This is a genomic window from Mesorhizobium sp. GW821-FHT04C10, from assembly GCF_059420305.1.
The window spans coordinates 1,956,524-1,970,000 of record NZ_JBWKTL010000001.1 but is presented as its reverse complement, the minus strand read 5'-3'; the positions used below and the strand labels follow the sequence as shown (position 1 = coordinate 1,970,000).

At 63.8% G+C, this 13,477-nt stretch carries 10 protein-coding genes (1 of these 10 only partly in view); 2 read left to right on the top strand and 8 right to left on the bottom strand.

The window, feature by feature from the left end:
- On the top strand, nucleotides 1-684 hold the final stretch of the coding sequence (locus AC07UC_RS09540; RefSeq protein WP_181179815.1) for a M23 family metallopeptidase. 1,287 nt of this gene lie to the left of the window's left edge; only the last 684 of its 1,971 coding nucleotides appear in the window; its start codon lies off the left edge, out of view; its stop codon occupies nucleotides 682-684.
- 11 nt (nucleotides 685-695) lie between these two features.
- On the opposite strand, the gene AC07UC_RS09535 is transcribed toward AC07UC_RS09540, so the two are convergent.
- Nucleotides 696-2,255 carry an MFS transporter gene (locus AC07UC_RS09535; protein ID WP_140772232.1) on the bottom strand — a complete coding sequence of 520 codons (1,560 nt, stop codon included), beginning with the start codon at nucleotides 2,253-2,255 and terminating at the stop codon, nucleotides 696-698.
- Between the two features lie 150 nt (nucleotides 2,256-2,405).
- On the opposite strand from AC07UC_RS09535, the gene AC07UC_RS09530 reads away from it, so the two are divergent.
- Entirely contained in the window at nucleotides 2,406-3,038 is a 633-nt protein-coding gene (locus tag AC07UC_RS09530; RefSeq protein WP_494905353.1) for a TMEM175 family protein, read from the top strand.
- Here AC07UC_RS09530 and AC07UC_RS09525 read toward each other — a convergent pair.
- The 7 genes from AC07UC_RS09525 to ptsP form a co-directional block, all read right to left on the bottom strand.
- Complete coding sequence (locus AC07UC_RS09525) at nucleotides 3,012-4,526, bottom strand: L,D-transpeptidase family protein (RefSeq protein WP_494905351.1); 1,515 nt, start codon at nucleotides 4,524-4,526, stop codon at nucleotides 3,012-3,014. The two genes, AC07UC_RS09530 and AC07UC_RS09525, sit on opposite strands and share 27 nt — an antisense overlap.
- 149 nt (nucleotides 4,527-4,675) lie before the next feature.
- Nucleotides 4,676-5,041, bottom strand: coding sequence for an MmcQ/YjbR family DNA-binding protein (locus AC07UC_RS09520; RefSeq protein ID WP_494905350.1), 366 nt, complete (start codon nucleotides 5,039-5,041; stop codon nucleotides 4,676-4,678).
- A gap of 59 nt (nucleotides 5,042-5,100) precedes the next feature.
- Nucleotides 5,101-7,707, bottom strand: a complete 2,607-nt coding sequence (gene clpB / locus AC07UC_RS09515; protein ID WP_494905349.1) for an ATP-dependent chaperone ClpB — start codon at nucleotides 7,705-7,707, stop codon at nucleotides 5,101-5,103.
- 220 nt (nucleotides 7,708-7,927) lie between these two features.
- Nucleotides 7,928-8,902: a DUF4167 domain-containing protein gene (locus AC07UC_RS09510; protein ID WP_494905348.1), complete on the bottom strand. Its 975-nt coding sequence runs from the start codon at nucleotides 8,900-8,902 to the stop codon at nucleotides 7,928-7,930.
- A 310-nt stretch (nucleotides 8,903-9,212) separates the two neighbouring features.
- Entirely contained in the window at nucleotides 9,213-10,085 is an 873-nt protein-coding gene (gene prmC, locus AC07UC_RS09505) for a peptide chain release factor N(5)-glutamine methyltransferase (protein ID WP_494905346.1), read from the bottom strand.
- The gene (prfA, locus tag AC07UC_RS09500; protein ID WP_056576253.1) at nucleotides 10,078-11,157 is read right to left on the bottom strand and encodes a peptide chain release factor 1; all 1,080 of its coding nucleotides are present in this window, start codon (nucleotides 11,155-11,157) and stop codon (nucleotides 10,078-10,080) included. The genes prmC and prfA overlap by 8 nt, the downstream gene beginning before the upstream one ends.
- A 10-nt stretch (nucleotides 11,158-11,167) precedes the next feature.
- On the bottom strand, nucleotides 11,168-13,438 hold the full coding sequence (gene ptsP / locus AC07UC_RS09495) for a phosphoenolpyruvate--protein phosphotransferase (protein WP_140772246.1): 2,271 nt from the start codon (nucleotides 13,436-13,438) through the stop codon (nucleotides 11,168-11,170).
- Nucleotides 13,439-13,477: the final 39 nt, after the last annotated feature.

The following is a 13,477-nucleotide window of genomic DNA, read 5'->3' as shown; positions in this document are numbered from 1 at the left end:
GAAGTGCTGTTCTCGCAGCCCGACGGTGACGACCAGACATCGGACAATTCCGAACTTCTCTACGTCTCGGCGACATTCGGCGGCACGACGCGCAACTTCTACCGTTTCCAGATGCAGGACGGCAGCACCGACTATTTCGACGAGGACGGCTCGAGCGCCCAGCAGTTCCTGCTGCGCAATCCGCTGCCGGCCGGAAAATTCCGCTCCGGTTTCGGCGCCCGCAAGCACCCGATCCTCGGCTATGTCCGCATGCACACCGGCGTCGACTGGGCTGCCCCGATCGGCACGCCGATCATCGCCGCCGGCAACGGCGTCATCGAGAAGGTCGGCTGGGCCGGCGGCTACGGCAAGCAGATCATCATCCGCCATGCCAATGGCTACGAAACCTCATACAATCACCAGAGCGCCTTTGCCAAAGGCATCGAGCCGGGAATGCGGGTGCGCCAGGGCCAGACCATCGGTTATCTCGGCCAGACCGGCCTCGCCACCGGCCCGCATCTCCACTACGAACTGATCGTCAACGGCACCAAGGTCGATCCGATGCGGGTCCGCCTGCCGGTCGGCAAGGTGCTGAAAGGCGACGACCTCGTTGCCTTCAAGCGCGAGCGAGAGCGCATCGACGATCTGCTGAAGCAGGAAGATGGCAATTCACTGAAAGTCGCCAGCGCCAAGATCGAAGGCTGAACCTGCGCGTTTCAGTCTTGCCTGGTTTCCGCACGCCGCGACCACGGCAGCGGCTCTCCGGAAATTGTCGTCCACGCGATGACAGCTGAAAGCAGGCAAAGCAGCGCCGTCACCCAAGAGACCACGGAGAAGGCAGCGTCACTGGCGGCCAGCCGTGCCGCATCGAGCGCGGGCGCCAGTCCGGCCGGTGCCGGTTCGCCGAAGCCTGGTACGGCTGAAATCGCACTGCCGTCCAGTGCATGGGCATAGACCCAGGCCGCCAGCGATCCCATCGCCGCCACCGCGATCAGGCCGCCAATGCGCGAGACGGCATTGTTGATGCCGGAAGCAGCCCCCGTATCCTTGTCTTCCACCGCTGTCATGATCGCGGTCGACAGTGGCGAGACCACCAGCGCCATGCCTAGTCCCATCAGCGCCATCAGCGGAAACGTCCCCGTCCAGAAATTATGGATGCCGGCATGGGTGAGCAAGGCAAGTCCGGCAAAGGCGAAAGCAACGATCAGACTGCCGCAGGCGATCGGGAAACGCGGCCCGATCCGGTCAGACAATTGACCGACCGGTCCCGACAGAAGTGCGATCGATGCAGACAGCGGCAGGAAGATGAAGCCGACCTCGGCCGTGCTCAGCCCCCAGCCGGCGATCAGCAGCATCGGCAGATAGAAGAGATTGGCCGACAGCGCGAAATAGAGAAAGAAGGTCGCTACATTGGCGCCGGCGAAAGCGCCGATGCGAAACAGGCTGAGATCGATCATCGGCTCGCGCTGTCGCTGCTCGAACAGGATGAAGACCACAAGCAGCACCGCGCCGGCGGCAATGCTCGGCCCTGCCATGTGGCCCTCGCCGCTGGAACTCATAGACGTCAGCCCATACGCGAGCGCGCCGAAGGCCAATGTCGCCAGCGCGCCACCGCCGAGATCCAGGCTGCGTTTCTCCGTCGGCGCATCGGCTGGAATCTTGGCAAGCAGGAGATAGATCGAAATCAGGCCGAGAGGCAGGTTGACGGCGAAGATCGCTCGCCAGATGCCGTCGCCGAAAGCCGACAAAACAAGGCCGCCGAGCACGGGGCCGAGTGCGGTGGTCAGCGCCGAGGCCGCCGCCCAGATGCCGATCGCACGGCCGCGTTCTTTCTTTGGGTAGGCCTTGGCGATGATGGCGAGGCTGCCCGGCACCATGATCGCCGCGCCAATGCCCTGGAGGGCGCGAAACGCGATCAGCACGACAGCATTCGGTGCCAGCGCACAGGCAAGCGAGGCTGCGACAAACAACACGATGCCGGCCACGAAGGCGCGGCGCAGCCCGAACCGGTCGCCGGCGGCCCCGCCGGCAAGGATCAGCGCCGACAGCGTCAACGCATAGCCATTGGAGATCCACTGCGCCTCGGCGAGACTGGCGCCAAGATTGACGCGGATCGCCGGCATGGCGATGGCCAGGATCGAACCGTCGATGAAGCCGAGCGCCGACGCCAGGATCGCCGCGATCAGCACGTATCGGCGCTGCGATTGCGGGCAGAACGTCCCGTTCGTGACCGGTCTGGTCAGCGGAATTGCGGCGGCTTCATCTGGCGAATGCATGGCAATTGCTTAGACTGCCGCTGGGCTGGCAACAACCGGCCAGCAGCTTGTAGTCCTTGAAACCAGCCATATTGCCAGGAAACATCCCGTCCGGATGCAAATGGCCTCAGTCGTGCTAGATTTTTCGGGGAACCGCAGGCGGAGGAACCGATGAAGCGCCCACTCGAAGCGTCGGCGGAAGGACGCGGCCGCATTGTCGGCATCACCGACGGCGTCTTCGCCATCGCGCTCACGCTGATCGTGCTCGAGATCAGGGTGCCGGCGCATGAGACTGTTCATTCCGAGCACGATCTGCTTGCCGCCATCGCGGCACTGGCGCCGCGCTTCCTGACCTATGCGTTGAGTTTCCTGACCCTGACCATATTCTGGTTCGGCCAGCAGGCCCAGCATGGGCTGATCGCCAAGTCCGACAGACGGCTCGCCACGCTGAACCTCTGCTTTCTCGCCTTTATCGCGCTCTTGCCGTTTTCGACCGACCTTCTGGCGGACTTCCTCGAATTCAGGACCGCGGTGCTGGTCTACTGGTTTAACCTGCTGATGCTCGGCGTCACCCTGTTCGCCAGCTGGCACTATGCGGAAAAGAGCGGCTTTGTCGCGGAAGATGTCGACGCCGAAACGAGGCGCATGGTCTACATGCGTATCGTCAAGGCGCAGATCCTGTGGGCGATCGGCGCCGCACTCTGCCTGGTCAACCCGTTGCTCAGCGTCGGCTTCATTCTGGTCGTGCAGCTGATCTATGCCGCCGCGCTGCGCGGCTCATTGCTGCGCAACGTCATCGGCTGAAGGTCCGCCGACAAACTCCACGGTAACGCCCGGCGACACCAGCTTGGCGAGTTCGCGCGCGTCCCAGTTGGTCAGGCGCACGCAGCCGTGGCTTTCGGTCTTGCCGATCTTCGACGGTTCGGGCGTTCCGTGGATGCCATAGGTCGGCTTGTCCAAGGCAATCCAGACCGACCCGACAGGTCCGTTGGGGCCGGGCGGAATGGTCAGGATCTTGTCGTTCTGGCCCTGCTTGAAATTGATGTTCGGGTTGTAGGTATAGTTCGGATCGAGCGCGATGCGCGACACGGCGTGGATGCCGGTGGGCGACGGCGTATCTGCCGAGCCGATGGTGGCGGGATAGGCCGCGACCAGCTTGCCACCCGCATCGTAGGCGTACACTTCTTTCTTGGTCTTGTCGGCAACGATGCGCGCGACGGGCGTTGACACCAGCTTGCCGAAATTGGCGACCTTGATGATCGTGCCGGGGCGGTTGAAGTCGAGGCCCTTGTTGATCGACTTCAGATAGTTTTCGTCCATGTGGAAGCGCTCCGCCAGCGCCTCGGTGACAGAGGTGTAGCACATGCAGTTGAGCTGCGCCTTCTGGCTGTAGTCTTCCGGGACCGAGGCGACATAGGGGCCGGCCGCATCCTCCGCGGTGATCGTATAGTTGGCAAACGCGTCGCCACCGGACTGCGCAAGGGCCGTCTGGATACCGACAGCATCGGTCGACTTGAGATTGCTGCCCGTGATCTCATTATAGGCGGCGATCGCCTTGTCGACATTCGAGCCGAAGCGCCCGTCAATGACACCAGGCGAAGCGCCACCCCGGTCGAGCAGCACCTGCAGCGCCGCTACATCCTGGCGGGCGCCCAGCGACAGCGATGGGTCAACCGTGGTCTTGCCGTCAATCTTCGGCGGCAATGCCGATTGGTCGGCGGGCGGTGCCTGTTCCGTCGGCTGCACAGGGTCTATCGAGGCCTCGTTCAGCGGCTGGCGCTTGATGGTGCCCGGCTTTGCCGGCTGCGGCGCATCGGGATAGTTGTTGTCGTAATTGCCGTCGTCCTGCGGCGCCGGCGGATAGGCTTCCACCGAATTGTCGCCATAGGGGTCATATTCGTCGGCCGGCGGCGGGATGACCCGGCCTTCCTCTTCCAACTGCTTGCGGCGGAACCGCGCCATGTCTTCCGGATTGTCGAGATAGTAACGGTCGTCATCGGCGGGAGCCCGGCCCAACTCGCGCAGCCTTGTCTCGCGGCGCAGCGCGCGCCGGTCAAGCCGTGTCTGCGGCGGCTGGATGGCGATGACCTTGCCGGTATCGGCATCAACGATGACGCGGTTGCCGCGGGCATCATAGTAGATATCCAGATTCCCATCCTGGGCGACGAGAATGCCGCCGTCATCGGCAGCGCGGACAAGCCGTGGTGCATTGTCCTGTGTCGGCGCAGCAAGCGCACCAAAAGACACAAGCCCGGCGGCGAGCGCCGAAAGGGCAAAGATCGTGCGGAACATTGTGGCCAAACTCTCCGGTCCGTAATTGCCGCCGCCCGGCGTTGTTCTTCGGCGAACCCCTTCGCCAGCAAACCAGTTACCCCACCATATGGTTCCAACATGAACCGGGCATGAAGATGGCGGTTTTCCGGCGTATAGACGAATATCAGCTAGCTTGCGGCAAGGCCCAGTTCCTTGCGCGCCTGCTTGGTCAGCTTCAGGGCGACAAGGCGATGGCTTTCGCGCAAATAGTCCTTCAGCGCACCATCATCCATGCTCTGGCTTGTCCGACGCTGGATCCATTTCATGCCGCGTGAAGCAAGATAGGGCGCGGGCAGCAAGCCCGGCTGCTCCTTGAGCACGTCATAGGCGATGTCGGAACATTTGAAGGTGACGAAGAGCTGCTGGCTCTGATCCCAGCCGCCGATCGCAAACACCTTGGTCCCGACCTTCCAGACATGGGCGCCACCCCACTGGACGACATGGTTTGTCGCGGGCAGCGAGGCGCAGAAGCTGTTGTAGTCGTCCAGCGTCATCCACGCCCCATCATCAGTGTGAAAACGCCGCGCGCCCAGGGTGGACGCGCGGCGTGGGATCAAGCCGCCGCTTCGGTCGCCACGACCGTCGGCTTGGAACGGAAGTTCAGCCGGTCGGAGCCGGCCGTCACCTTGACGGTCGAGCCGTCGAGGATCTCGCCGAGCAGGATCTTCTCCGCCAGCGGGTCCTGCAACTCCTTCTGCATCACCCGCTTCAGCGGCCGCGCGCCATAGGCCGGGTCATAGCCCTTGGCCGCCAGCCACTCGATCGCCTCGTGATCCAGCGACAGCGTGATCTTGCGATCGACAAGCAGGCTTTCCAGTCGCTTGAGCTGGATTTCGACGATGCGGTCCATGTCCTTGCGGCGCAGCCGGTGGAACAGGATCACCTCGTCGACGCGGTTGAGGAACTCCGGCCGGAACGATGCCCTCACCACGCCCATCACCTCGTCGCGCACCGCGTCGACATCCTGGTCCTCGCCGAGATTGACCAGATATTCGGCACCGAGGTTCGACGTCATGATGATCAGCGTGTTGCGGAAATCGACCGTGCGGCCCTGCCCGTCGGTGAGCCGGCCGTCATCGAGTACCTGCAAGAGCACGTTGAAGACATCGGGATGCGCCTTCTCGATCTCGTCGAAGAGCACGACCTGATAGGGCCGGCGCCGCACCGCTTCGGTGAGCGCGCCGCCTTCCTCATAGCCGACATAGCCGGGAGGCGCGCCGATCAGCCGGGCGACCGAGTGCTTCTCCATGAACTCCGACATGTCGATGCGCACCATGGCGCTGTCGTCGTCGAACAGGAAGCTTGCCAGCGCCTTGGTCAGTTCGGTCTTGCCGACACCCGTCGGCCCGAGGAAGATGAACGAGCCGATCGGCCGGTTCGGATCCTGCAGACCGGCACGGGCGCGCCGCACTGCCTTGGAAACGGCTTGCACCGCCTCGCCCTGGCCGACGACCCGCTTGCCGATCTCGTCTTCCATGCGCAGCAGCTTGTCGCGTTCGCCCTGCAGCATCTTGTCGACCGGAATGCCGGTCCAGCGCGAGACGATATGGGCGACGTGGTCGGGGGTGACCACCTCCTCGACCATGCCGGCCTTGCCGTCCTGGGCTTCGGCATCCTTGAGCTTCTTTTCCAGTTCGGGGATCTTGCCATAGGCAAGCTCGCCGGCGCGCTGGAATTCACCCTTGCGCTGGGCAATGGCCAGTTCGTTGCGCGCCTCGTCGAGCTGCTTCTTCAAGTCGGCGGCGAGCCCGAGCTTCTGCTTCTCCGCCTGCCATTTGGCGGTGATCTCGGTGGATTCTTCCTCGAGCCCGACAAGTTCCTTTTCCAGGCGGGCGAGACGGTCTTTCGAGGCGTCATCCGTCTCGACCTTCAGCGCCTCGCGCTCGATCTTGAGCTGCATGATGCGGCGGTCGATCTCGTCCAGCGCCTCGGGCTTTGAATCGACCTGCATGCGAAGCCGCGAGGCGGCCTCATCGACCAGGTCGATCGCCTTGTCCGGCAGGAAGCGGTCGGCGATATAGCGATTGGACAGCGTCGCCGCCGCCACCAGCGCCGAGTCGGAGATGCGCACCTTGTGGTGCTGCTCGTATTTCTCCTTCAGGCCGCGCAGGATCGAGACCGTGTCCTCCACCGTCGGCTCATCGACGAAGACCGGCTGGAAGCGGCGGGCAAGTGCCGGATCCTTCTCGACATGCTTGCGGTATTCATCGAGCGTGGTGGCGCCGACGCAGTGCAATTCGCCGCGCGCGAGCGCCGGCTTCAACAGGTTCGACGCATCCATCGCGCCGTCCGCCTTGCCGGCACCGACCAGAGTGTGCATTTCGTCGATGAACAGGATGATGTTGCCATTGGCCGAGGTGACTTCCGAGAGCACTGCCTTCAGCCGCTCCTCGAACTCGCCGCGATACTTGGCACCGGCGATCAGCGCGCCCATGTCGAGCGCCATCAACTGCTTGTCCTTCAGCGATTCCGGCACGTCGCCATTGACGATGCGCAGCGCCAGGCCTTCGGCGATCGCCGTCTTGCCGACGCCCGGTTCACCGATCAGCACCGGATTGTTCTTGGTGCGCCGCGACAGCACCTGGATGGTGCGGCGGATCTCGTCGTCGCGGCCAATCACGGGGTCCAGCTTCCCGGCACGGGCATCCGCGGTCAGGTCGCGCGCATATTTCTTCAGCGCGTCATAGCCCTGCTCGGCACTCGCCGAATCGGCGGTGCGGCCCTTGCGGACGTCATTGATGACCTGGTTCAGCGCCTGCGCGGTGACTCCGGCCTTGGCCAAGATATCGGCGGTCTTTGCCGACTTCTCCATGGTGAGCGCCTGCAACAGCCGCTCGACGGTGACGAAGCTGTCCCCGGCCTTCTTGGCCAGTTCCTCGGCGGTCGAGAACACCTTGGCCAGCGGCTGCGCCAGATAAAGCTGGCCGTTGCCGCCTTCCACCTTCGGCATCGCCTCGAGCGCGGTCTCGACGCCGAGCTTGACGTCGCGGACGTTGCCGCCGGCGCGTTCAATCAGCGACGCGGCCAGGCCCTCATCATCGTCGACGAGGACCTTCAAAATGTGTTCGGGAGTGAATTGCTGGTGATTGCGGGAGAGCGCCATGGTCTGCGCGGACTGGATAAAGCCGCGCACGCGCTCGGAGTACTTCTCAAGGTTCATATCTGTCTCCTTCCATCACCGGCCCGCTTCGCGGCACCGGATCAGATTGCGGTGACGGACCCGCCCATTCGAGCCGGATCCTGTTCAGCCGAGATATGGTGCATGGACCATGCCGTCTCAAGACGCCTTGATATCGGTCAATGCATAATATTCCACGTCAGCCCAAACGGAAACGGCGGAGATTTCTCCCCGCCGCTCCATGTCTTGAAATGGTGTTCGATCAGTTGTCGATGTCGGCAATCACCGGCTCGGAACTGGCGTTGTCTGCCGGAGCCGCGGCCACCTCGCCGGCATCCGCATTGCCGCTGCCGGCGTCGACCTGGTCGGCGCTGGCGCGCGGACGGCGCGGACGGCGCGGACGGCGGGCAGCACCGCTCTCGGTGGCCGCCTCGTTGAGCTCGGCCTGGGCGGCAAGAGCCGCTGGCGAAAAACTCTCGAACAGCGGAGCCGGCTCGGCTACCGCAGCGGTCTCGACCGGCGAACCGGGCTCTGCCTGTACTTCCGCCTGCCCCGGGAATTCGTTGCGCTGCTGCTGACCGCCTTGCTCGGCGGACGAAGCATAATCGCGCTGGCCATTCTGGCCGTAGCCGCCATTGGGACGGCGATCGCGGTGGCGCCCGCCATTGTTGTCGCGGTTATTGTTGCGTCCGTTATTGTCACGTCCGCCATTATCGCGCCCGGCATTGTCACGATTGTCGCGGCCGTCCCGGTTCAGCGCGACCTCCGCCGGCATGCCTTCGATCACCGGCTGCGGACCGGCGCCATGGTTGATTACAGGTACTTGCGGTTCGGAAACGGTGTTGCCGCTGTTACCGGCCCCATTGTTCCCGGCATTGTCGAACTCGTCGCGATCCTCATCACCGTCATCGTCGAAATCGTCGCGGTTCTGCTGGACGTTCTGGATCGGCATCTGCGCCTGCGCGGCGGCAATGATGCGATTATAGTGTTCGGCGTGCTGGAGATAGTTCTCCGCCATGACCCTGTCGCCGGAGCTTTGCGCGTCACGGGCCAAGGTGGCGTATTTTTCGGCGATCTGCTGAGCCGATCCACGGATCTTCACGTCCGGGCCGTTGCTCTCGTAGTTGCGCGTCAGGGGATTCGGGCCCTTGCGGTTGTTGTTGTTATTGTTGTTGCCACCGCCGCCGCCATTGTTATTGCGACCGCGCATGCGCCTGTTCTGCTGTTGTGGCCTCATTCGACTCTCTTCATCTTGAAATTTTCGAAAACTCGTCACGAACGGAGGCGCTCATGCAGCCAGCCGTTTCGTTTCTTCACCGGCGTTCGCCCGCATCAATTGCGTTGGCGCCACGTGCCATCCTGTTCCGGTTACATCACTTGCCGGACGATTCCCGCACGAAGCTTGGGCGTCGTTTGCGCAAGAAGGCAGCTATTTCCAAGGAGGACCGAATCGCTAAGAGCACTGCCTGCTTCGTCTCATCCGGTTGAGGCGACCCTAGCCGCATTCCCCGGTATTGCCAAGCGGTTTTTTCGCAGTGCGTCAAGGCTTATCCCCATTGAAAGACAAGAACCCTGTCGTTTCCGCCAAGATCACGAAACAACTCACCCGCAGCGTAGCCGGCTGCACGGAATATGTCGTTGACCTCGTTACGTTGCGTGTGGCCGATCTCGACCGCAATCCTGCTTTCTGCTTCCAGAAATGGTGCCGCTTCGGCGGCGATGATCCTGTAGGGGGTCAGCCCATCCACGCCACCATCCAGGGCCAGGCGTGGGTCGAAATCGCGGACCTCGTCCTGCAGATTTCCAATGTCTCGTGAAAGTATATAGGGAGGGTTTGCGGCAATTACATGGTATCGGCCGGAAACTTTTTCGAACCAGTCCGATCGAACCGTCGCGAACCGGTCGCCAACCCCGATTTGCCCGGCATTGCGGGCCGCCGTCGCCAGCGCTCCAGCTGCGATGTCGACGCCAGTGGCGGTCGCGGTCGGCACCGCACTCAGCAGCGCCAGGGCGATGGCGCCCGTCCCGGTGCCGAGATCGAGGATGCGGCACGAACCCTCCCGCGCGGCAATTGTCTTGACGAAAGGCAGCACCGCCTCGACCAGAGTTTCGGTATCCGGCCTGGGTTCCAGCGTTTCCGGCGACAGCGCCAGGCGCAAACCGTAGAATTCACGGTAGCCCAGGATGCGATGCACGGGTTCGCCGGCGGATCGACGCCACAGGGCGGCGTCGATCGCGGCGATGGCGTTGCTGTCGATCTCATGTTCAGGGTCGGCAATGGCCTGCGTACGGGTCGTGCCGGAAAAATGTTCGACGATCAGCCGTGCGTCGAGCGGGGGATCATCCACCCCGGCCGCCACAAGCCTGGCCCGCGCTTCCCGCAACAGCGGCCCCAGCGCGTTGGGCAGAGGGTCAGCCATCGAGGCCGATATCGGCCAGCAGCTTCGACTGGTGGTCGGCGATCAGCGCGTCGATGACTTCGTCGAGTTCGCCCATCATCACCCTGTCGAGCTTGTAGAGCGTCAGGTTGATCCGGTGGTCGGTGACGCGGCCTTGCGGGAAATTATAGGTTCGGATGCGTTCCGAGCGATCGCCGGACCCGACCTGCGATTTGCGCGATTCGGAACGCTCCTCGTCGGCCTTGCCGCGCTCCAGGTCATAGAGCCGGGCGCGCAGGATCTGCATGGCCTTTGCCCGGTTCTGGTGTTGCGACTTCTCCGCCTGCACCACCATGATGCCGGTCGGCAGGTGGGTGATGCGGACAGCCGAATCGGTGGTGTTCACATGCTGGCCGCCGGAACCCGAGGCGCGCATCGTATCGATGCGGATGTCTTCGGCACGGATCTCGATGTCGACCTCTTCGGCTTCCGGCAGTACCGCCACCGTCGCCGCCGAGGTATGAATGCGCCCGCTCGCCTCGGTCGCCGGCACGCGCTGCACGCGATGCACGCCGGACTCGAATTTCAGATGGGCGAAAACGCCCTTGCCGGAAACCGTGGCGATGATTTCCTTGAACCCGCCGGCATCGCCGTCGCTGGCCGACACCGTCTCGAACCGCCAGCCACGCTCGGCGGCATAGCGCTCATACATGCGAAACAGGTCACCGGCGAAAAGCGCGGCCTCGTCGCCGCCGGTTCCGGCGCGGATTTCGAGGATGGCGTTCTTGTCGTCGGCGGCATCCTTGGGCAGGAGCAGGATCTGGATATCCTTCTGCAGTGCCTCGATGCGTTCCTCCACCCCCGGCAGATCCGCCTCGGCAAGCGCCCGCATCTCGGCATCGGTGCCCTTGTCGGCGAGCATTGCTTCGAGGTCGGCCTGCTCGTGTTCGGCCGCTCGCAATTCCCTGACCTTGGCCACCATGTCCTGCAGTTCGGCATATTCGGACGCCATCTTCACATAGGCATCCGGCGCTGGGCCGGCCGACATCTGCGCTTCGAGCATCTCGAAACGCTTGACGACTTGATCCATGCGATCGCGGGGCAAATTGACCATGATGGCGGCGCTACAACGGGATCGAGCGGTCGTCGGCGAAGGCCTGCAGCAGCGCCCGCATCGGCAGCCCCTGTGCCGGCGCCATCAGATTGTCGTCGAAGAACGCCGTCAGCTCATCCAGCGGCAATTCCGTCAGCATCGCCTTGACCGGGCCGATCGAGGCCGGTGACATCGAGATCGAGCGGAAGCCGAGACCGATCAGGGCCATCGCCGAAATCGGCTTGCCGGCGAGTTCACCGCACAGCGTCACCGGCGTGTGGTTGCGGATGCCGGCATCGGCGATCTGCTTCAAGACACGCAGGAACGGCGCCGACAGCGTGTCGAAGCGGTTGGCCAGTTGCGTGTTGCCGCGATCTACCGCCATGACGAACTGGAACAGGTCGTTCGAACCGACCGAGACGAAGTCGACCGCCTTCATCAATTCGTCGAGCTGGAACAGAAGCGACGGCACTTCCAGCATCGCGCCCAGCTTGAGGCTGGTCGGCAGATGGTGGGCGAAGCGCGACAGATGCCGCACTTCGCGGTCGATGATCTCGCGCGCCTGGGCAATCTCGCCGAGCTCGGTCACCATCGGCAGCATCAGCTTGAGCTCGCGCCCGCCGCTGGCCTTCAGCAGGGCGCGGATCTGGGTGCGCAGCAGCCCCGGCCGGTCGAGCGTCAGGCGGATCGCCCGCCAGCCGAGCGCCGGGTTCTCTTCCTGGATGGCGCCCTTGAAATAGGGCAGAACCTTGTCGCCGCCAATGTCGATGGTGCGGAAGGTGACCGGCTTGCCGCGTGCGGCCTCCAGCACGTCGCGATAGAGTTTTTCCTGTGCCTCGGCACGCGGAAAGGTCGAGGCGACCATGAACTGCAGCTCGGTGCGGAACAGGCCGATGCCGGCAGCACCCGCCTCGGCCAGCTGCGGCAGGTCGACGGCAAGCCCGGCATTCATCAAGAGGTCGACCTGGACGCCGTCCCTGGTCATCGACGGCTTCTTGCGCAGTTCGCGGTAGACCTCTTGCCGGCGCGCCCTGAAACGCACTTTTTCGGCATAGGCGGCCTCGAGATCGGACTGCGGCCGCAGATGGATCGTGCCTTCCTCGCCATCGACGATGATGGCATCGCCGTTTTCCGCCATCGAAACGGCGCCCTTCATTTGGCCGGCGACCGGAATGCCCATGGCGCGGGCGACGATGACGACATGGCTTGTGGCCGCGCCATCCTCCAGCACCAGCCCGCGCAGCTTGTCGCGAGGGTAGTCGAGCAGTTCGGCCGCACCCATCGAGCGGGCGACGATGATGGCGTCCTTCGGCAACGAAGCCGCGACATCTTCCGGCCCGCGTCCCATCAGCTGGCGCAGGAGCCGGTTGGCGAGGTCGTCGAAATCGCTCATCCGCTCGCGCAGATAAGGATCGGTCATGTGCAGCATGCGGGCGCGCATGTCGCTCTGCACCTTTTCCACCGCGGCCTCTGCCGTCAGGCCGTTGCGGATCGCCTCTTCCAGGCGCCGCACCCAGCCGCGGTCATTGGCGAACATGCGATAGGCTTCCAGCACCTGGCGGTGCTCGCCCTCGAAAGCGACATCGCGGCGCTCCAGCATGTCGTCGATGGAGAGCCGCAGCGACCCGAGCGAGCTTTCCAGCCGCCGGACCTCTTCCTCGCTGTCCTCGTTGAACAGATTGGTGACGACGATGCGCGGCTCGTGGAGCACGACATGCCCAAGCCCGACGCCATCATTGAAGGACAGGCCAGTGAAGCTGACAGGCCGGCGCAAGTCGAGTTCGAGGCCGGGGCGGGTCAGCCGCGCCAGGTCGCCGGTGGCGATCATCTCGGCGATGACCATGGCGGTGGTTTCCAGCGCCTCGACCTCGTCGTCGCGATAGTGCCGCATGGTCTTGTTCTGGACGACGAGGACGCCCAGCGTGCGCCCTGCCCTGAGCACCGGGACGCCAAGGAAGGAATTGTAGATTTCTTCCCCGGTCTCCGGCAGGTAGGCAAAGGCCGGGTGTTCCTGAGCATTGGAAAGGTTGAGCGGCCGCGCGCTGGCGGCGATGGTTCCGACCAGGCCTTGTCCCAGCCGCAGTTGCGCCAGGTGGACGGCGTTCGGGTTCAGACCCTCGGTGGCGTAGAGCTCGAGCACCGAATCGGCGCGCAGCACATAGAGCGAGCACACTTCCGCGACCATGTTGGAGGCGATGTCGCGCACGATCCGGTCAAGCCGCTCCTGCGGCTCCAGCGGCTCCTGCATGAGCTCGCGGAGCCGTTTCAGCAAAACGCGCGGGCCACTGGCCTGGTCACGCATCGCGGCTTCTTCTCCAATGAAACACTTGCCGGCGCAGTT